Below are 17933 nucleotides of genomic sequence, written 5' to 3' on the forward strand. Positions count from 1 at the left end.
CAGCCGCGATGTTGGCCATGCGCCATCGATCGCTCCGGCAGCAGGTGACCCTGGTGGTCGGCATCCTGTGCTTCGCACTCGTGTGCATCGTTGCCGTTGGCGCGGCCTATATCGCCCAGAGCCGCGTTCGCGGCATCGTCATGGCCCATGAGGCGCAGCAGGCTGGCGTCATCGCGAACATTCTGGATCGCGGCATGTTCGAGCGGTACCGGGAAGCCCGCAATCTTGCCGCCATGCCCGCTTTGAAGTCTATCTGGACCGGAGATCCGGTGGGCATTCGCCAGACGCTCGAGCGAATCCAGGCCTCGTACCCGGATTACGCCTGGATCGGATATGTCACGCCCGACGGAACGGTACAGGCCGCAACGCAGGGCATGCTGGAAGGCCAGTCCGTGCAAGCCCGCCCCTGGTTCCAGGACGGGCTGAAGGGGCCTGCCGTCGGTGACGTGCACGAGGCGAAGCTCCTGGCCAACCTCCTCGGCCCCGCACCGAAAAACGAGCCTTTCCGTTTCGTCGATGTAGCGGCTCCGGTTCGCGACGATGCGGGTCGTGTGATCGGCGTGATCGGCGTCCATCTGAGCTGGACATGGGCCGATGAGACCCGCCAATCCATCCTCGGCAGCCCGTTCGGCGCCGGCGCGAGATCGCTCTGGATCCTATCCGCCGATGGAACGATGCTCCTCGGGCCGCAAATCGGCAGCAAGCCATTCTCAGACCAGCAAGTGCTGTCGATGCGCCAGGTGAAGGCCGGTGCCTTCGAGGATGCATCGGGTCAGGAGGCCATGCTCACGGGCTTTGCCGTGGCCGAGGGCTACAGGGATTATCCGGGTCTCGGCTGGATCGTCGTTTCACGCCAACCGGACAGCATCGCGTTTGCCGCGACACGCGGCATCGTGTGGATGATCATGGGGCTGGGTTGTGCGATTGCCGCCATCGGTCTGGTCTGCGCGCTGTTCATCGCCAGGGGCGTGGTCCGCCCGCTGCAGACCATCATCGAGGCCGCCAACCGGATCGGCCGCGACCCGGCCATCACCCAGCTGCCGCGCGTGACCGGATCGTTAGAGATCGTCCAGCTCTCCTCGGCGCTTCGCTCCCTCCTGCGCCGAGCCGGCGCCGCGGAGCAGCAGGTGATCGAAACCTCGTCCCAGCATGCGAAGGACGTCTCCACCCTCCGCCATCTGGCCGAAACGGATGCCTTGTCCGGGCTGCTCAACCGCCGGGGCTTCAGCCTTCTCGCCGATGACGCGTTCGGCCTTTACCGGCGCTACGAACGCCCTCTTGCGGTGCTGATCCTCGACATCGACTTCTTCAAGAACGTCAACGATACCTATGGCCATGCCGCGGGAGATACGGTGATCCGGTCGCTGGCTGCGGCGTTGACCAAGGCCCTTCGCACCTCCGACAAGGTGGCCCGGTTCGGCGGTGAGGAGTTCGTCGTTCTCGTGCATGAGGTCGATGCAACCGGGATCATCACCGTTGCCCAGAACCTGCGCCGGGCCGTCGAGGCGCTCACCATCGAGCATCAGGAGCACCGGATTTCGGTGACGGTCAGCGTCGGAGGCGCCATGGCCCGCCGCAGCGACGAGGACGTTCAGGAGGTGATCGAGAGAGCGGATTCAGCCCTCTATCGCGCCAAGACGGCAGGCCGCAATCGCGTGGTCATCGACGGGATGCAGATTCAGCTCGCCAGTGCTGTCGCCTGACGGGAGCTTGCGAAGCAAGGCCTGCGCGGCGAACCTCGTTGAGATGCCGCTGCAGACCCTCTCCCGTGTGATCATGGGAAGCTGCTTGAATGTCAGCGCAGCAGCGCCCGGATGCGCGGATCGCGCAGCCAGAGCCCGGCCCAAAGGGCGATGCCCACATAGACGCCGAACAGGGTGTGGCTGAAGAGCGGAGAGCCGACCCGCACATGGGTGGCAACCGCGCCACCGAGATAAGCGGTGATCAGGATCGCTCCCAGGAAGGCGGTTCGAGGGTAGGCGTAGAGAAGGGCGGAAGCAATGAGCACGACGCCGAGAGCGCGCCAAGTGACAGGATCCGTCGGCCAACCGAGCGGGACCACCGTATCGATCACCACCTGAAGCGGCACCAGCTTGATGGCGCCGTCGAACAGGAGGAAAAGAACAACGAGGCCGCTCAAGGCCCGTCCGGTCCAGACAAATCCGCTGCTCGTGGGAGCGGCCTCTGCGGTTGCTGTGTGTGGCATAGTGGTCATTCGTTCCCCTTCCCCTTTATCCAGCAACAGCCAATGAGATTTCAGCGGCTCGCCAGCTTTTCGCTTGTCCGATCGTGCAGTTCAGAAACCTCGGGCGTCATGGCCTCTGCGAAATCCGCCATTTCATAGAACGGACGAATTTCAATCTCGCTCGGGCCGAGCATGGGATTAGGGCAGCGCTTCACCCACTCGACCGCCTCGGCCATGTCCTTGACCTCCCAGAGCCAGTAGCCGGCGACCAGCTCATTGGTCTGGGCAAACGGCCCATCGATGACGGTTCGGCTGGAGCCGTCGAAGGCCACGCGCTTGCCTTGGGATGAAGGCTTCAGCCCGTCGCCGGCCCGCATGATGCCGGCATTGACCAGCTCCTCGTTGAACTTGCCCATGGCCTCCATGAGCTCGGTCGAGGGCATGATCCCCGCCTCGCTGTCCTTCGTCGCCTTCACCAGAACCATCACGCGCATCGTCTTCTCCCCTCTGTTCCACGCAGATCCCTTCGGCCTGCAGGGTTTTGCCTTGGCCGGTCGACCATCAGGCCGATGCCATCTCGCCCATGGTTTCCTTGGCGGCTTCCATGTCCATCCACATCACTTCCCAGATGTGACCATCGAGATCCTCGAAGCTGCGCCCGTACATGAAGCCGTAATCCTGCTTCGGCCCGACATCGATCGTGCCGCCGGCCGCTTCGGCCTTGGCAATGGTCCCATCAACATCGTCGCGACTATCGGCGGACATGCAGATCAACACCTCGGTGGTCTCGCGTGCATTCGCGATTGCCTTCGGCGTGAACTGGCGGAATTTGTCATGGGTAAGAAGCATCACGTGGATGGTCTCGGAAAACACCATGCAGGCGGCGGTGTGGTCGGTGAACTGCTCATTGTTGACGGCGCCCAGCGCCTCATAGAACGCCATGGATCGGGGCAGGTCGCTGACGGGCAGGTTCACGAAGATCAGTTTGGACATTGGGTCTCTCCCTCTGGCTTGGTTTTGACATTGATTCCACGTTCAGTTATAAATAGCAACTATGAAGTTAGAAAAAGTAACTGAGAAGTTGGAAGGCCGGTCCAAGCGCCATTACGAGGACGCCTGCGCCACGGCTCATGCCATGGATCTCGTCGGTGAGCGCTGGGCTCTGCTGGTGATGCGAGAGCTCATGCTGGGCCCGAAGCGTTTCAGCGATTTGCGCGAGAGCCTCCCGGGCATCAGCGCCAATGTGCTCACTCAGCGGCTCGAAAGCCTAGAGGCGGCAGGAGTGCTCGTCCGGCGCAAGCTGCCGCCGCCTGCGGCCGCTCAGGTCTATGAGCTGACGGAATGGGGTTACGAGAGCGAGCCGATCTTTCAGGCGCTCGGCCGCTGGGCGGCGCGCTCACCCCTGCATGATCCGACCCTGCCGTTCAGCACGAATTCCCTGGTGCTTTCCTTGAGAACGATGTTCAGCCCGGAGCGAGCGAGAGACCTGGAGGCGCGGGTCGGATTCCGCATCGGCGAGGAAACATTCCTGTCGCATCTGGCGGATGGAAGGATCGAGATCGCCCGCAGCGCTCTCGACGGGGCCGATGTGATCTTCGCCGGCACGCCTCCGGTCCTGGCGGCTGCGATTTATGGCGGCCAGCCGCTGGAAACGCTTGAGCAGACCGGCGCCTTGCAGATCGAGGGCAACCGCGTGCTCGCACGGCGTTTCACCGGCCTGTTCCCCCTGCCGCCGAAGGCCGCGAAACCGGCTTAGCGCAGCGTCTCGGCGAACAGCGTAAGCAGGCGCTTCCAGTGCCGCTCGGCCCCGCGCTCGTCATAAACCCTGCTGTCGGGAACGGCCCAGCCATGGGCCATGCCGATATAGTTTTCGATCACGTGGTCGATCTCGGCGCGGCGCAAGGCCTCGGCCAAGCGCGCCGACTGCTCGGGCGGGAAGCTCTCGTCGACACCGGCACTGCCCACATAGACGCGTCCCTTGATGGTGCCCACGTTCAGGTGCGGGCTGTCGGGCGCATCGCTCGCAAGGCGCCCGCCATGGAAGCTTGCCGCCGCGGCGATGCGGTCAGGATACGCCGCCGCCGCGTTGATGGCCCGGCCGCCGCCCATGCAATAGCCGACGGTGCCGATCCGGCCCGTGGCACCCGCCTGCGTGAGCGCCTCCAGGAAAGCCGCGCTGTCGCGCCGGGTCATGTCCTGGCTCGTATCGCTGATCATGCTCCGCAGCTTGGTGCGGGTGGGTTCTTCGCTGAAGGCCGTCTTGGCGTCTAAGGGGCCGTAATCGCCGTAGCGGTAGAAGAGATCGGGCAGCAGAACCACATAGCCCTCGCTCGCCAAGCGCTCGGCCATGACATCGAGCGCGGGTCGAGGCCCAAAGGCATCCATGTAGAGGATCACGCCGGGCGCCTCCCCTGCAGGCTGACGGCTCGGCTGGAACAGGCTGGCCTTGGCGGCTCCGTCCTGGGTCCTGATTACAATGTCCTGCTTGGTCATGTCCCTCTCCCTATCGTGCCTATCTCGGAACCGCTGCCGCCTGCCTGCGTTCCCTGCCCTCTCCTATGACCGCATGGGAGCGCACTTTCAAATCCGGCAGCGCCGGCAATCTCTGTTTTCAAGGCATTCAGAATGGCCTCTTCGTCAAAGCCCGGTCGGCAACAGCCGCTCGTTCTCGTGCTCGGCGGCGGCAACGCGCTCGGCTCCTACCTCGTCGGTGCCTACGAACAGCTGCAGCAACGGGAGATCGAACCGCAATGGATCGTCGGCGGGTCCATCGGGGCGGTGACAGGCGCCATCATCGCCGGCAACGCGCCCGAGGATCGGCTGCCGCGGCTCAAGGCATTCTGGGACGAGGCGATGATCAGCACGCCGGGCCTCCTCGGGCGCGGCACGAAGATCCGGCACACCTATAACGAGCTGCACACGATCACGGCCCTTCTGTTCGGCCGGCCCGGTCTGTATGGACACCGTTTCCCCGGCATGCTGTCCATGTTGCCCTGGATGCCCCATGACGTGGCGCTCTACGATCACAAACCTCTTCAGCAGACCCTGGAGCGGCTCGTGGATTTCGACCGGCTCAACCGGGCCGAAATTCGCCTGACTGTCGGCTGCGTCGATCTCGAAAGCGGCGAGGATGTTCTCTTCGACAACACCCGCGACACACTCACGCCTGAGCACTTTCTGGCGAGCGCCGCCATCACGCCGATCTTCCCGCCGGTCGAGATCAACGGGCGTCTGCTCTGCGATCCGGGCTACACCAACAACCTGCCGCTCGAGGTGCCTTTCGCGGAGCCGCCTCGGGAGGACTTCACCTGCATCGCCGTCGAGTTGTTCAGCCTTCACGCGGCGCGTCCGGCCTCGCTCGATTCGGCCGCGGAGCGGGTCAACGACATGATCTTCGCAAGCCCCACGCACCGGACCCTGAAGGGGCTCAAGCGTGAATATGCTCTTCGTGAAAAGCTGGAGCCGGATGGCCCTCAGGCCACGCTGCTGCACATGGCTTATTTCGCAGGAAGCGACGAGCGGGCGGGAAAAACCTTCGACTACTCGCCGTCTTCGATCCGCGATCGCTGGGCCGCCGGACGGCGCGACATGGAAAAGAGCCTCGCGCTTCTGGATGGCGCTCCCGCTGAGCGCCGCCGCTTCCGCTACCTGGCTCTGAGCCCCGACAAGGAGGCGGCTTCGGCGGAAGCCGGCGCTGCAGCGGCTCGCGCCTGAACGATCACGGCCCGCCGGCGAGCGACCCCACCACCGCCATGGTGAGCTCGTCGAGATTGACCCGGCCTTCAATGGTGATCGTCTCCGCCTCGCCCGTCCTGACGCGCAGGCCCTGCTCGCCGGCCTCGGACTGGCGCCTCAGCTCCGCGATGATGGCCTCGCGCACGTGATCCTCGATGTTCATTGCTGTCTCCGTTCGAAGATAACATCCGGCTGTCGAACGTCGGCGTGGACAGCCCTGTTCCACATCGGCTGCGGGCGTTCAGTCTGCGGCCTTGTTCTCCTTAAGCACCTTGAACGCCTCGGCTTCCATGGTGCCGCGCTCGTTGTTGCAGGCCGAGCAGGCGAGGACGAGATTGTCGCGTGTGAGCGGACCGCCGAAGGATCGCGGATGCACATGGTCGAGGGTTGCGAGATCCGGGGCGCGTTTCACCCCCGGACCGGGACGGCGCGCCGGTATCCCGCAATAGACGCAGCGCCCTCCGTCACGAGCGTAAACATCCTCGAAGAGCTTGATGCGCTGCGCGGCTTTCATGGGGTTCAATGTGCTCTTCGTTGCGTTGAGATTGTGGTGTGGAACCACGGGCAAGCCGGGTGGTTGCTCCTGCAATCACAGGAGCATGAGCCATGGTAGACACCCGCCGCAGGAACCGGAACCCCTTCAACGACGACAACGGCTACGGTGACGTGCCCCAGGGCGCCGTGGGCTTCCGCGGCGAAGGTCGGGAATATCCCGGCGGTTACGGCAGTGATGCGAACGAGTTCTCCGGCGGCATGATCGACGACGGACGGGGCGGCCCACCGGACGACGAAGGCTTCGATCCGGGCTACAGCCGGCCCCGCTCCGGCTACGGCGCCTTCGGCGACCGTGATCCGAACGATGCCGATGCTCGCACCGGCCGGGACGATGGACGCTCCTCGCCGGGCCAGCACCGCGGGCGCGGCCCCAAGGGCTACCGGCGCTCCGACGAGCGCATTCATGAGGATGTATGCGAGCGCCTGACGGAGGATCCTTTGATCGACGCCTCAAACATCGAAGTTCTCGTGAAGGACGGCGAGATCACCCTCAACGGCACCGTCACGAGCCGCGGCCTCAAGCGCCGCGCCGAGGACCTGGCGGAGCTCGCCTCGGGCGTCTCGCACGTCCAGAACAATCTGCGCGTGCAGGGCGTCTGAACGCCGGAGCGGCCCTGTCTCTGACAGGGCTGCCTTTCACCTGTCACGACGCAAGAGGTGAGCTGTCGTAGCGGCGCAGCAGATCCTCGACGTCGCGGTAGACCGCAATGCAGCCGGCATCCTTCAGGGCCTGCTCCGTGAAGCCGCCGGACAAGACTCCGATGGATTTCAGCTGCGCCTTACGCGCTGCTTCCGCATCATAGGGTGTATCGCCGATCACCACCGCCTCATCGGGCGTCAGCGGTGCAAGCTTCGCCAGTGCGGCCTCGAAAATATCGGGAAAGGGTTTCGAGCGCTCCGCATCGTCTGACGACGTGGCCGAGTCGATGAGATCCGCGATGCCTGTGATCTCCTTGTACTGCTCGACCTCATCCGCGTTGCCGGAGGACGCCAGCACTGCCTTCTGTCCTGCCGCACGGATTCGCTCAAACAGCTCGCGGACAGCGGGAAAGGCGCGTGCCCGGTGCAGGTACTCGCGCTTGAAGAGATCGGAGCGGAAATCCTTGATTTCGTCGCCCTGCTTCTCGATCACCTCGGGCGGCAGAAGCCCGTGCAGGATCTGGTCGCCGCCCTTGCCGATCTGCGAGCGCAGATCCGGGAAGGCGATCTTGAAGCCGAAATGCTTGAGGACCTTCACCCAGGCGTCGGCGTGAAGATCGACGGTGTCGATGAGCGTGCCGTCAATGTCGAAGATAGCTGCTTTGATCATGACCTATTTCAAGCGCAGGAGAACAGCATTGCCCGTCGGAGCGACCCCAGCCACCTCCTCACGGCACCTCGGGTTGAGGCATCGGATGAATGGCCGGCTTGTCCGGCTCCGGTGTCTGCTCCGGCAGGGAGGACGGAACGCTGGGGAAAGTGGATGGTGCCGGCGTCTCCGGCGGGATCGGCATGACGGGCAGGGGCTCCGTCGGAGGCGGCTTGGGATAAAACTCGTCCGGCTGCGGACGGCTGCTGGCACGGTGTGCGGACAAGTCGCTCTCCCTGGATCGTTGTCTCTGACAACCGCTCAGTTCGGGGAAAGGTTCTCCTGCAGCTCGGCCCGAGTGCTGTATCGCCGGTCAGACTCGCGAAACCATATGGCGAGCCATTGGCTTGACCTTACGTCCGTTTAGGGCCACGACGGCGGGGTGGACCAACGAGCCGGAAGAATCATGCGCACAGCCCGATCCCTCGCCCTTCTCGCCTTCCTCGTCTCCGGCTCGACCCTGGCCCAGGCAGCGGACCCCGTGTTCTCGCCTGAACCCATCCAGAACTCCTCAGGCTGGATCGTCACCGTGAAGGGTAACCTGCGGGCAGGGCCGTCCTACCCCGGCTCGGATGATTTCAGCTTCATCGGCTATCCCTCCCTGAGCTTCCGCCGGGCGGGAACGGTCGAGCGCTTCAGCGCTCCCGACGACGGCCTGAGCTTCTCGTTCCTGGACGAATCGGTCTTCCGCGTCGGCGTGGTCGGCCGCTTCGTGGGCGGACGCTACTACGAGGACAACCGGGAGCTCGTCGGCCTCGACAAGATTGACTGGGCGGTGGAGCCCGGCGTGTTCGTGGAATATTGGCCCCTCGAGTTCCTGCGCGCCCGCGCCGAGATCCGTCGCGGCTTCGGCGGGCATGAGGGTTTCGTGGCCGATTTCGGCCTCGATGCGGTGCAGCGTTTCGGCGCCGTCACCCTGTCGCTGGGCCCGAGGCTGTCGCTGGGCGATAGCGAATTCACCCGCACCTATTTCGGCGTGACGCCCGAGGAAGCGGCGCTCAATGGCCAGGTCACGGCCTACCGCCCCTCCGGCGGCATCACCTCGGTGGGCGCGACCGGCGCCGTCAGCTACGACTGGTCGCAGCAATGGTCGACCACTGCCTTCGTCACCTACAAGCATCTCGTGAGCGATGCCGCCGACAGCCCCATCGTGGAGCGCTTCGGCTCGGAGCATCAGGTCGGCGTGGGACTCACCGTGTCCTATTCCTTCGGCTACACGCCGTAACGGTCCAGAACGAGCCTGAAATGACAAAGCCGCCCCTTGGGCGGCTTTTTTCTTGTTCTCGGTCTTCAGCTCTCAGGCCGCAAGGCTTCCCTGAGCGGCGGCGGCCTCGCCCCGATAGATGCAGCCTTCCTGCGAGCCGGACATGCCGCGCTTGAGTTCCACTTCCTCAAGGCCGGGGAAGCGTTCCTTCACCAGCTTCCACACATACTTGGTGACGTTCTCGAGCGAGGCGACGCCAATGGCGGGGTTGAGATCGAGATTGCCGTGATCGAGGCCGGACCCGTGCTCGCCCTTGATCTCCTTGATGTAGTTCTCGACCTCATAAAGGTTGACCGGCCAGCCATAAACCTCGTCGACGGGCCCACTGAAGGTCAGCTTGACGATAAAGGTGTGCCCATGCAGCCCGGAATAGGGAACCACCGAGTGAGCGGCATCGAATGTGAACTCGCAATACGTCTTCATTCCCCCAGCTCCCGAAAAGAAACCTTAAAATCGTCCTGCCGACCTGACGTTCCGGCAGGTGATCCTGCGTACCATAGGTGGTCAGGGTCGGCAAAGAGCGGAGAGGTATTTTCTCTTAGAACCGCACGGCCATGCGGCATTTGGCTCTGCGCCACTGCCGGAGTTTCATCCTTCGCGCCAGAAGCGGTAGAGCCCCGCAATGTCGGAGCTGCACATGAACGGGATCGCTTCCCTGATACGCTCGAGCGGCCAGTCCCACCAGGCCATCTCCAGCAGCATGGCGATCTCCTCGTCGGAGAACCGCTTGCGGATCGGTCGAGCGGGATTGCCGGCGACCATGGTGTAGGGCTCCACGTCCCGGGTCACGACGGCCCGGCTCCCGACCACGGCCCCGTGGCCGATCCGGATTCCCGGCATGATCATGGCCTCGGTGCCGATCCAGACATCGTTGCCCACCACCGTATCGCCTGCGGGCAGGAACGGATCCTGCGGCTCGCCGAAGGCGCCGTCCTTGTTCATGTAGAAGAACGGGAAGGTCGAGACCCAATCCCGGCGATGGCCCTGGTTACCATGCATCATGAACGTCGCGCCCGTCGCGATGGAGCAGAAGCTGCCGATGATGAGCTTGTCGGCCTCTGGCTCGTCGTGCAGCAGGTAGCGCGCGCAATCGTCGAAGGAATGCCCGTGATAGTACCCGGAGTAGTAGCTGTAGCGCCCGACAACGATGTGCGGATTGGTGACCTGCTCCGACAGGGGAATGCCCTGCAGGGCGCTCTCGAAGATGGTTTTCATAAGGCCCCTCTCAGAGCATCGTACGGACCCAGCGGGCCGCGCAGCGAAAAGGTGGATCCGGTTTTCGCTGACGCGGCCCTCCGGGTCCGCCCGAACGATGCTCTCTTCTTAGGAGAAAGCATCGGATCAATCCCAAAAGTGCAAGTCCACTTTTGGGTCCGATGCTTTACGGGAGGATGGTACATGGTCCGACCCGCGGCGAGTCTCAGGCCACGCGGGCCTCCCGCCTGAGGTCTGCCAGGCTATGCACCAGGTCGCGCGCCGGTCTCGGACGGCCGAAATAGTAGCCTTGCGCATCGGTGCACCCGGCTGCCTGGATCTGGCGCAGCTGCTCCTCCGTCTCCACGCCTTCGGCCACGGTCGGCATGCCGAGGCTGCTGCCCAGATTGGCCACGGACTGCACGATGGCGAGACAATCCGATCGCTGGGACATTTCCCGCACGAACGATTGATCGATCTTGATCTTGTCGAACGGGAAGCTGCGCAGGTAGCTGAGCGATGAATAGCCGGTGCCGAAATCGTCCATGGCGATGCGAACCCCGAGGTGGCGCAGCTGGTGCAGCATGGAGACGGTCGTCTCATTATCCTGCAGAAGCACCGATTCGGTGATCTCCAGCTCCAGCCGGCCCGGAGCGAGCCCCGACTCCGCCAGGGCACGGCTGACGCTCTGCACCAATCCCCTGTTGCGGAACTGTATGGGCGAGAGATTGACCGCCACATGGATGCTGCGAGGCCATCTTGCCGCTTCCTTGCAGGCCTGTTCGAGGATCCAATCGCCCAGGGGCACGATGAGGCCCGTGCCCTCGATCACCGGGATGAACTCCGCGGGCGGCACGAGCCCGCGCTCCGGGTGATGCCAGCGCAGGAGAGCCTCGTACCCGCTGATCTCGTTGTCATCGATGTTGATCTGAGGCTGGTAGAACAGCTCGAACTCACCGTTGGACATGGCCTTGCGAAGATCGACCTCAAGCGCGCGGCGCGCCTGAAGCTGAACGTCCATGGTGGGTTCGAAGAAGCGGAATGTACCCCGCCCGTCGGCCTTGGCGTGATAGAGGGCCATGTCGGCATGCTTCAGGATCTGGCTCGGGGTGACATGCCCCTGAGGCAGCGCGATGCCGATGCTGGTGCCGATGAAGATTTCCTGTCCGTTGACGGTGAAAGGCGCCCGCAGGGCCTCGACGATCTTCGACGCCAGGGCAGCGCTTTCACCGGGCCTGCGAATTCCGGTCTGAAGGATTGCGAATTCGTCGCCACCGAACCGGGAGATCAGGTTACGGACCTGTCCTTCGCTCGCGGGAATGCACTTCCGAAGGCGTTCGGCCACGGCTTTGAGCAATTCGTCGCCTGTCTCGTGGCCGAAGGAATCGTTCACGTCCTTGAAGTGGTCGAGATCCAGATAGGAGACCGCGATCGTGCGGCCGTTCGGTTTGAGGCCGGCAAGCGCGTGCTCCAGCTGGTTACGGAGAACGACGCGGTTGGGCAGGCCCGTGAGGGCATCCTGATGCGCCAGGACATGCAGATCCTGGTGAGCCCGCCCCAGCAGCCGGTTGTGCCTGTCGAGAAGGATGATCAGCGCAATCCCGATCAGAACGAGGCTGGCGGCAATGGCGGAGAAGAGCCAATGCAGGCGGATCAACTCCTGCTGATCCTTCTGAACGGTCTCCGACCCATAGATGAGCACGGTCGATGCGATCTGAGCCAGAACGCCATCGAATGGCTTCAGGCCGTCGATCACCTTCTGGACGTTGCCCGGCTGCTCCAGGTTCTGGATGAGCGGATCCATGCTCCCGAGCGTCTGCTCCAGTCGCGCCAGTACGGTCTGATGATCCGGATCCCGCTCGAGCAGAGCGTGGAAGTCACCCTCGTTCAGCTGCTTCACCCGGCCGGTGAGGATATCATAGCGAAGCGCCACCTCGTCCTTGTCCACGTCGCTTCCGGGTCTCTCGAATTCGGACAGCCGGTGCTCCAGACGGATGAATTCGGACGAGGCCTGACTGGCCTCCCAGGCCGGATTGTAGACGGCGATCTGGCGCAGCGCACCCTGGCGCTGGACGACCAGCACCGAGATGTAAACGGCGGCAATCAGGAAGCCCCCGATCACGAGGGCGATCACCGTTTTGAATGTGCGCAGCGACAATAGGAGGCCTCCGCCTCTGCCTGGACTTGGCTATCGGACGTCGATCTTGGCAACCTGCCAAGCCGAACGTGCATAATAGGTCTGGCTCTTCAGGTCCGGGCTGCTGTCATAGGGATAAATGACGAACAGGGGCCCCTTGTCGCGAACGGACATGTATTCGCCGTTGCGCTTGATAGCGAGGATCACGTTGAACTTCGCAAAATCGTCCATCGGAATTTCCGTGGTGTAGTCGTTCAGCGCGACCACGATGACCCGCTGCCCGGAGGCGCCGACCTGCTTCATCAGCTTGTCGAGCGGAACACCCTCGAACTTGACCTTGCCCTCATGCCAGGGCGTCGTGGTCTCGATCGTCACCAAGCCCATGGTTTCCAGCATCTTCCGGTCGAACTGCGCCGTGTTGTCCTTGTTGGTCACGGAGATCTTGCCCGAGATCGTCAGGATCGGCCTCTCGGTCGGCATGGCCAGCGAAGCCGCATATGCGGCGCCCACGAAAGCGGTCAGAGCGAGCAGCGCTGCCACCAAGCCGGTCTTCACCTTGGCGCGAAACATGGGAAACCCCTACACAAGAAATAATCCAAACACATGAAACCGATTAACTTAAGCAAAGTCTTACACAACTCTGCAATGGAAGCAAAAAAACAACGACAACAATATTACGATTGATGAAGCCTTACTTCCGGGAGGCCTGACCTTCTACACGGACCCACGGCTGATCGCTTGGGGCGCAACGCCGCAAAAGGCGATCGCCATCCTCCAAAAAGAGAGCCGCCCTGAAGAAATCAGGGCGGCTTGCAGCATTCGATGGAAGCGGTGAAATCCAGGCGTTAGAGCGGCTTGAGACCTGCCTCGATCTCAGCCCGGCGCGGCTCCAGGAAGGGCGGCAGGGCGAGACGCTCGCCGAGCTTGTCCATGGGCTCGTCGGTGGCAAAGCCCGGACCGTCGGTGGCGATCTCGAACAGGATGCCGTTGGGCTCACGGAAGTAGAGGCTTTGGAAGTAGTAGCGATCGACCGGGCCGCTCGACGGCGCCCTTAAAGATTGCAGACGCTCCCAGCATTCCTGATACGTGCGCTCGTCCGGCGTGCGGAAGGCCACGTGGTGCACGCCGCCCGCACCCTGACGGGCTGGGGCAACACCGGGCTCCACGGCCACATGCAGCTCCGCAGCAGGGCCGCCCGCGCCCATCTCGAACACGTGGACCAGCGTATCGCCGACGCGATACTCCCGAACCGCCCGCATATCCATGGCCTCGGTCAGGACGCGGGCCGTGCGCTCCAGCTTCGGCACGCTGATCCGGATCGGGCCTAAGCCCCGGATCTGGTGCTCGGCCGGCACGGGGCTGCGCTCCCACGGATGGGCCTCGCCCTGCCCGCCGTCGTCGACAAGGCTCAGGCGCTGGCCTTCGAAATCCTCGAAGTCGAGGGACAGGCGGCCGTCACGCTCGACGATCTCGTCGCTGCGCATGTTGAGGCTGTCGAAGCGCTCCTTCCACCAGGCGAGAGCCTTCTCGCCGTTCACGCGCAGGGCCGTCTGGGCGATGCTGTGCGTGCCGCGCCGCTCGCGCTCCACCGGCCAGTCGAAGAAGGTGATATCCGTGCCGGGAGAGGCTTTCGCATCGGCGTAGAACAGATGGTAAGCGCTCACATCGTCCTGGTTGACCGTCTTCTTCACGAGCCGCAGGCCGAGATTCTGGGTGTAGAAGGCGTGATTGCCCCGCGCGTCCGCCGTGACGGCGGTGAGATGGTGAATTCCGGTCAGCTTCATGGCGCTCTCCAATCCTGTGACGGATAGATAAGCCGGCATTCCCACTGGGGCGAGCCCACCGCCCGCCAAGCCGACTTTGCTGAAATGCAAAAACGCTCCAGCTACGGGCTGGAGCGTTTGCAGGATTGAATGCTTCTGAGCCTCAGGCTGCCTTGGCGCGCAGATCGTCCGGCGTGACGTCATCCGGAATCGGGCAGCGATAGGCCCGCCCGCCGGTGCGCTCCCGCAGCTCCGCCTTGGCGCGGGCGACGAGGTCGGGGTTGCGTAAGACATCGGCGGCGGTGGCCGCCATGGCCTTGGCGGCGAGCACCATGCCTTTGTGAGCAGCCGGCAGATTGCCCTGCGTGACGAGCTGCCAGGTGTGGAACGGGGTGCCGATGGCAAAGCACGCCGTGTGGCACTGCACGGTGGGCACGATCCAGCTGACATCGCCCACATCGGTGGTGCCCATCATCACCTCCTCGCGGGTCGGCATGGTAAGCACGCCGTCGTGCAGCACCTTGGTCTTGAGGGACATGTCATGCGGCTTCACGCTTGCGAGAATCTCCTCCTCGGTCAGGGCCGATTTCTGAAGCCGTTCCGCAAAGGCGAAATCGGACTCGTCGAAAGCAGGCGGGCCCAGGCGGCGCATGTTTTCGTACATGGCCTCCTGCAGCGCCCTGTTGGGCACGACATTCGAGGTGGCGTCCGTGATCTGCACGGACACCGATGTCTCCGTCATCAGCGCGGCGCCCTCGGCGATCTTCTTCACGCGCTCGAACAGGCGTTCCGCGTCGGGCAGGTGCGGCGAGCGCACGAGATAGAGCGATTCCGCATAAGCCTGCACCACGTTGGGCGCATCACCGCCGGTGTTGGTGATGGCGTAGTGCACGCGCGCATCCGAGGGCATGTGCTCGCGCATGTAGTTCACGCCCACATTCATGAGCTCCACCGCATCGAGCGCCGAGCGGCCCACATGGGGCGCGGCGGCGGCATGCGCGGCCCGGCCCCGGAAGCGGAAATAGGCCTGGATGCAGGCGAGCGACGAGGTGGTCGAGACCTCGTTGATCACGTTCGGGTGCCAGCAGAAGGCGGCGTCGAGGTCATCGAACAGGCCGGCGCGGGCCATGAAGGTTTTGCCCGAGCCGCTCTCCTCGGCCGGGCAGCCGTAATAGCGGACGGTGCCGGCGATGCCCTCGGCCTCAAGCGCATCCTTGAGGGCGACGGCGGCGAGCGCGGATCCTGCTCCCAGAAGGTTGTGGCCGCAGCCATGGCCCGGCGCGCCTCTCACCGTCGGCTTGTGCTCGGCGAGGCCAGAGACCTGCGCCAGATCGGGCAAAGCATCGAACTCACCGAGGATCCCCACGACAGGGCCGCCGGAGCCCCATTCGGCTACGAAGGCGGTGGCCATGCCGCCGACATTCGGCGTGATGCGAAAGCCCTCGCGCTCCAGGATAGCGATCTGCTCAGCGACCGACTGGTGCTCTTCGAAGGCAAGTTCCGGCGTGGCCCAGATGCGGTCGCTCAAGCCGCAGTAATCCTCGGCTTTGGCATCGACGTGGCGGGCTATGACTTCAAGGCTCAGGCGGTCGTTATGCATGATGGAATGACAACTCGGGATGGTGGGAATGGCGCGACCATAATCCATGAGCGCGCTGATGTGAAAGTCAGTCTCCTTTCCCTCCCCCTTGTGGGGAGGGGTGGCCGCGGCAGCGGCCGGGGTGGGGGTGTGGGCGATAGCCTATGAAGGTGTGGCGCCGGCACCCCCACCTCCTACTCCTCCCCACAAGGGGGAGGAGAGTAGCGTGGCGCTCTACTATTTAAACCGTCTCGCCCTTGTTCTCCCGCCGCGGCGCGAGGAACCCGCCGGACTGGCGCGACCAGAGGCCGGCATAGAGGCCGCCGTTCTCCAGAAGCTCTGCGTGGGTGCCCTCCTCGACGATCCGGGCTTCGTCCATGACGATGAGGCGGTCCATGAGCTGCAGGGTCGAGAGACGATGCGCGATGGCGATCACCGTCTTGCCTTCCATCAATGTGGCGAGCGATTCCTGGATCGCCGCCTCGACCTCGGAGTCGAGCGCCGAGGTCGCCTCGTCCAGGATCAGGATCGGCGCATCCTTCAGGATCACGCGGGCAATCGCAATGCGCTGCCTCTGTCCCCCGGAGAGCTTCACGCCGCGCTCGCCCACATGGGCGTCGAAACCGCGCCGCCCGCGCCCGTCGACGAGGCGCTCGATAAAGTCGGTGGCATGGGCCTGGCGTGCGGCCTCACGCATCGCCTCCTCGTTGGCATCCGGTCGCCCGTAGAGGATGTTCTCGCGGATGGAACGATGCAGAAGCGACGTGTCCTGCGTGACCACGGAGATTTTTCCGCGCAGGCTCTCCTCCATCGCATCGGCGATGTCGTTTCCGTCGATGAGGATGCGACCTTCCTGCGGCTCGAAGAAACGCAGGAGCAGGTTGACCAGCGTGGTCTTGCCGACGCCGGAGCGCCCAACGAGGCCGATCTTCTCGCCGGGCCTCAAGGTGAGATCGAGCCGGTCGATCACCGTGTTGCCCTCGCCATAGGAGAAGGTGACATTCTCGAAGCGGATTTCGCCGCGCGGCACCGCCAGCGGCCGCGCATTCGGCTTGTCCTGCATGGTGAGCGGGCGCGAGATCGTCTTCATGCCCTCCTGCACCGTGCCCAGGTTCTCGAAGATGCCCATGACCTCGAAGGCCACCCAGCCGGACATGGAGACGATCTGCGTGGAGAGCAGCAGCGCCGTGGTCATGGTGCCCGCATCGACCCGGTTTTCGCTGAAGAGCCACACGGCCACAGCGCCGGTGGCGACCAGAAAGACCGCGTTCAGAAAGGTGAGCCCCGCCACGTAAAGCGTGTTGATGCGCTGCTGGCTCATGAAGGCGTCGTTGAGCCGGCTGTATCCCTCGCTGATGTACTCGTCCTCGTCCTTGCGGCGCCCGAACAGTTTTACCGTCATGATGTTGGTAAAACTGTCCACCACCTTGCCGGTGACGGCGGAGCGCGCCTCGCTCGACACGCGCGAGCGTTTCTGGATGCGTGGCACGGAAAAGCCGAGCAGCGAGGCATAGAACACGAACCAGCCGGCCATGGGGATGGCGAGGCGCCAGTCCTGCGTGCCGAGGAGCCCGATGGAGGCCGCGCCGAAGATCAGGATCTGCCAGACCGCGCGGGCGACCGACAGAACCGTCTCGCGCAAGGGACGGCCCGTCTGCAGCACCCGGTTGGCGATGCGCCCGGCGAAATCCTCCTGGAAGAAGCCCAGGGGCTGGCGCACCACGTGCCAGTAGTTCTGCCAGTGCACCATGGCGGTGAAGGAGACGGCGAGCGAATGGTTGACCAGCAGCCGGAACAGGATCGTCCCCACGGGCCGCACCAGAAGGATGATCGCCGCCATGGCGATCAGCAGCGGCCCGGCCTCATCGAAGATGCCTTCCGGGGAGGTGTGCGACAGCGCGTTCACCAGACGCCCGATGAGCCAGGGGATCAGCGCCTCGAAGATCGCGAGCACGAAGCCCAGCGCGAACAGGGCGGCAAACAAGCCCTTCGCCTGCTTGATGAAGTGCCAGTAGAAACCCCAGAGCGTATCCGGCGGCGATTCCTCGGGCGGCTTCTTCCTGAAATCGATGCGGGTTTCGAAAAAGCGGAACATCACGGCCTGCGTACGTTTCAGCCCGAATCAAACGGGCCAGCGGCCGGAATAATGCAACATTCTTTGTCGCGGTAAGGG

Annotated in this window: 20 protein-coding genes; 5 read left to right on the forward strand and 15 right to left on the reverse strand. The window is 63.9% G+C overall.

Features of this window, described 5'->3' with window-relative positions; genetic code table 11:
- Positions 1–17 precede the first annotated feature (17 nt).
- Positions 18–1703, forward strand: a complete 1686-nt coding sequence (locus JKL45_RS08910; RefSeq protein ID WP_201860761.1) for a sensor domain-containing diguanylate cyclase — start codon at positions 18–20, stop codon at positions 1701–1703.
- Positions 1704–1795: 92 nt separating this feature from the next.
- On the opposite strand, the gene JKL45_RS08915 is transcribed toward JKL45_RS08910, so the two are convergent.
- The 3 genes from JKL45_RS08915 to JKL45_RS08925 form a co-directional block, all read right to left on the reverse strand.
- Positions 1796–2215, reverse strand: a complete 420-nt coding sequence (locus tag JKL45_RS08915) for a DoxX family protein (RefSeq protein ID WP_246498413.1) — start codon at positions 2213–2215, stop codon at positions 1796–1798.
- Between the two features lie 41 nt (positions 2216–2256).
- Complete coding sequence (locus JKL45_RS08920; RefSeq protein WP_201860762.1) at positions 2257–2679, reverse strand: YciI family protein; 423 nt, start codon at positions 2677–2679, stop codon at positions 2257–2259.
- Positions 2680–2746: 67 nt separating this feature from the next.
- Positions 2747–3178, reverse strand: a complete 432-nt coding sequence (locus tag JKL45_RS08925) for a VOC family protein (protein WP_201860763.1) — start codon at positions 3176–3178, stop codon at positions 2747–2749.
- Positions 3179–3239: 61 nt separating this feature from the next.
- On the opposite strand from JKL45_RS08925, the gene JKL45_RS08930 reads away from it, so the two are divergent.
- On the forward strand, positions 3240–3941 hold the full coding sequence (locus JKL45_RS08930; protein WP_201860764.1) for a winged helix-turn-helix transcriptional regulator: 702 nt from the start codon (positions 3240–3242) through the stop codon (positions 3939–3941).
- On the opposite strand, the gene JKL45_RS08935 is transcribed toward JKL45_RS08930, so the two are convergent.
- On the reverse strand, positions 3938–4678 hold the full coding sequence (locus JKL45_RS08935; protein WP_201860765.1) for a dienelactone hydrolase family protein: 741 nt from the start codon (positions 4676–4678) through the stop codon (positions 3938–3940). The two genes, JKL45_RS08930 and JKL45_RS08935, sit on opposite strands and share 4 nt — an antisense overlap.
- 132 nt (positions 4679–4810) lie before the next feature.
- On the opposite strand from JKL45_RS08935, the gene JKL45_RS08940 reads away from it, so the two are divergent.
- Complete coding sequence (locus JKL45_RS08940) at positions 4811–5899, forward strand: patatin-like phospholipase family protein (protein ID WP_201860766.1); 1089 nt, start codon at positions 4811–4813, stop codon at positions 5897–5899.
- A 4-nt stretch (positions 5900–5903) separates the two neighbouring features.
- On the opposite strand, the gene JKL45_RS08945 is transcribed toward JKL45_RS08940, so the two are convergent.
- Complete coding sequence (locus tag JKL45_RS08945; RefSeq protein WP_201860767.1) at positions 5904–6083, reverse strand: hypothetical protein; 180 nt, start codon at positions 6081–6083, stop codon at positions 5904–5906.
- Positions 6084–6161: 78 nt separating this feature from the next.
- Positions 6162–6434 (reverse strand): HNH endonuclease, encoded by a 273-nt coding sequence (locus tag JKL45_RS08950; protein WP_246498428.1) that lies wholly within the window; start codon positions 6432–6434, stop codon positions 6162–6164.
- Positions 6435–6526: 92 nt separating this feature from the next.
- Between JKL45_RS08950 and JKL45_RS08955 the strand changes: the two genes are divergently transcribed.
- Complete coding sequence (locus tag JKL45_RS08955) at positions 6527–7075, forward strand: BON domain-containing protein (RefSeq protein ID WP_201860769.1); 549 nt, start codon at positions 6527–6529, stop codon at positions 7073–7075.
- Between the two features lie 43 nt (positions 7076–7118).
- Here the strand turns inward: JKL45_RS08955 and JKL45_RS08960 are convergent, their stop codons facing one another.
- Both JKL45_RS08960 and JKL45_RS08965 read right to left on the reverse strand, forming a co-directional pair.
- Entirely contained in the window at positions 7119–7784 is a 666-nt protein-coding gene (locus tag JKL45_RS08960) for an HAD family hydrolase (protein ID WP_201860770.1), read from the reverse strand.
- A gap of 58 nt (positions 7785–7842) precedes the next feature.
- Positions 7843–8049 carry a hypothetical protein gene (locus tag JKL45_RS08965; protein WP_201860771.1) on the reverse strand — a complete coding sequence of 69 codons (207 nt, stop codon included), beginning with the start codon at positions 8047–8049 and terminating at the stop codon, positions 7843–7845.
- 180 nt (positions 8050–8229) lie between these two features.
- On the opposite strand from JKL45_RS08965, the gene JKL45_RS08970 reads away from it, so the two are divergent.
- Positions 8230–9048 carry a MipA/OmpV family protein gene (locus tag JKL45_RS08970; protein WP_201860772.1) on the forward strand — a complete coding sequence of 273 codons (819 nt, stop codon included), beginning with the start codon at positions 8230–8232 and terminating at the stop codon, positions 9046–9048.
- A 72-nt stretch (positions 9049–9120) separates the two neighbouring features.
- On the opposite strand, the gene JKL45_RS08975 is transcribed toward JKL45_RS08970, so the two are convergent.
- The 7 genes from JKL45_RS08975 to JKL45_RS09005 all read right to left on the reverse strand — a co-directional run bounded on the left by JKL45_RS08975 (position 9121) and on the right by JKL45_RS09005 (position 17855).
- Positions 9121–9510 (reverse strand): 6-carboxytetrahydropterin synthase, encoded by a 390-nt coding sequence (locus JKL45_RS08975; RefSeq protein ID WP_201860773.1) that lies wholly within the window; start codon positions 9508–9510, stop codon positions 9121–9123.
- 165 nt (positions 9511–9675) lie between these two features.
- Positions 9676–10302 carry a type B chloramphenicol O-acetyltransferase gene (catB, locus tag JKL45_RS08980; protein WP_201860774.1) on the reverse strand — a complete coding sequence of 209 codons (627 nt, stop codon included), beginning with the start codon at positions 10300–10302 and terminating at the stop codon, positions 9676–9678.
- Positions 10303–10507: 205 nt separating this feature from the next.
- On the reverse strand, positions 10508–12439 hold the full coding sequence (locus JKL45_RS08985) for a putative bifunctional diguanylate cyclase/phosphodiesterase (protein ID WP_201860775.1): 1932 nt from the start codon (positions 12437–12439) through the stop codon (positions 10508–10510).
- A gap of 30 nt (positions 12440–12469) precedes the next feature.
- Positions 12470–12988 carry a putative pterin-binding protein gene (locus tag JKL45_RS08990; protein ID WP_201860776.1) on the reverse strand — a complete coding sequence of 173 codons (519 nt, stop codon included), beginning with the start codon at positions 12986–12988 and terminating at the stop codon, positions 12470–12472.
- A gap of 275 nt (positions 12989–13263) precedes the next feature.
- Positions 13264–14202: a ring-cleaving dioxygenase gene (locus JKL45_RS08995; RefSeq protein ID WP_201860777.1), complete on the reverse strand. Its 939-nt coding sequence runs from the start codon at positions 14200–14202 to the stop codon at positions 13264–13266.
- Between the two features lie 142 nt (positions 14203–14344).
- On the reverse strand, positions 14345–15781 hold the full coding sequence (locus JKL45_RS09000) for a M20 family metallopeptidase (RefSeq protein WP_201860854.1): 1437 nt from the start codon (positions 15779–15781) through the stop codon (positions 14345–14347).
- Between the two features lie 220 nt (positions 15782–16001).
- Entirely contained in the window at positions 16002–17855 is a 1854-nt protein-coding gene (locus JKL45_RS09005) for an ABC transporter ATP-binding protein (RefSeq protein WP_201860778.1), read from the reverse strand.
- Between the last annotated feature and the right edge of the window lie 78 nt (positions 17856–17933).

This window comes from Microvirga soli (genome assembly GCF_016734765.1).
In the GTDB taxonomy this organism is placed as follows: Bacteria; Pseudomonadota; Alphaproteobacteria; order Rhizobiales; family Beijerinckiaceae; genus Microvirga; species Microvirga soli.

What these genes read in the sequence shown, in the direction of transcription:
- JKL45_RS08930 (WP_201860764.1), top strand. Translation starts at nt 3,240, where the DNA reads ATGAAGTTAGAAAAAGTAACTGAGAAGTTGGAAGGCCGGTCCAAGCGC.
- JKL45_RS08955 (WP_201860769.1), top strand. Translation starts at nt 6,527, where the DNA reads ATGGTAGACACCCGCCGCAGGAACCGGAACCCCTTCAACGACGACAAC.
- JKL45_RS08910 (WP_201860761.1), top strand. Translation starts at nt 18, where the DNA reads ATGCGCCATCGATCGCTCCGGCAGCAGGTGACCCTGGTGGTCGGCATC.
- catB (WP_201860774.1), bottom strand. Translation starts at nt 10,302, where the DNA reads ATGAAAACCATCTTCGAGAGCGCCCTGCAGGGCATTCCCCTGTCGGAG.
- JKL45_RS08940 (WP_201860766.1), top strand. Translation starts at nt 4,811, where the DNA reads ATGGCCTCTTCGTCAAAGCCCGGTCGGCAACAGCCGCTCGTTCTCGTG.
- JKL45_RS08975 (WP_201860773.1), bottom strand. Translation starts at nt 9,510, where the DNA reads ATGAAGACGTATTGCGAGTTCACATTCGATGCCGCTCACTCGGTGGTT.
- JKL45_RS08960 (WP_201860770.1), bottom strand. Translation starts at nt 7,784, where the DNA reads ATGATCAAAGCAGCTATCTTCGACATTGACGGCACGCTCATCGACACC.
- JKL45_RS08945 (WP_201860767.1), bottom strand. Translation starts at nt 6,083, where the DNA reads ATGAACATCGAGGATCACGTGCGCGAGGCCATCATCGCGGAGCTGAGG.
- JKL45_RS08970 (WP_201860772.1), top strand. Translation starts at nt 8,230, where the DNA reads ATGCGCACAGCCCGATCCCTCGCCCTTCTCGCCTTCCTCGTCTCCGGC.
- JKL45_RS08990 (WP_201860776.1), bottom strand. Translation starts at nt 12,988, where the DNA reads ATGTTTCGCGCCAAGGTGAAGACCGGCTTGGTGGCAGCGCTGCTCGCT.
- JKL45_RS08925 (WP_201860763.1), bottom strand. Translation starts at nt 3,178, where the DNA reads ATGTCCAAACTGATCTTCGTGAACCTGCCCGTCAGCGACCTGCCCCGA.
- JKL45_RS09005 (WP_201860778.1), bottom strand. Translation starts at nt 17,855, where the DNA reads ATGTTCCGCTTTTTCGAAACCCGCATCGATTTCAGGAAGAAGCCGCCC.
- JKL45_RS09000 (WP_201860854.1), bottom strand. Translation starts at nt 15,781, where the DNA reads ATGCATAACGACCGCCTGAGCCTTGAAGTCATAGCCCGCCACGTCGAT.
- JKL45_RS08935 (WP_201860765.1), bottom strand. Translation starts at nt 4,678, where the DNA reads ATGACCAAGCAGGACATTGTAATCAGGACCCAGGACGGAGCCGCCAAG.
- JKL45_RS08950 (WP_246498428.1), bottom strand. Translation starts at nt 6,434, where the DNA reads ATGAAAGCCGCGCAGCGCATCAAGCTCTTCGAGGATGTTTACGCTCGT.
- JKL45_RS08995 (WP_201860777.1), bottom strand. Translation starts at nt 14,202, where the DNA reads ATGAAGCTGACCGGAATTCACCATCTCACCGCCGTCACGGCGGACGCG.
- JKL45_RS08920 (WP_201860762.1), bottom strand. Translation starts at nt 2,679, where the DNA reads ATGCGCGTGATGGTTCTGGTGAAGGCGACGAAGGACAGCGAGGCGGGG.
- JKL45_RS08915 (WP_246498413.1), bottom strand. Translation starts at nt 2,215, where the DNA reads ATGACCACTATGCCACACACAGCAACCGCAGAGGCCGCTCCCACGAGC.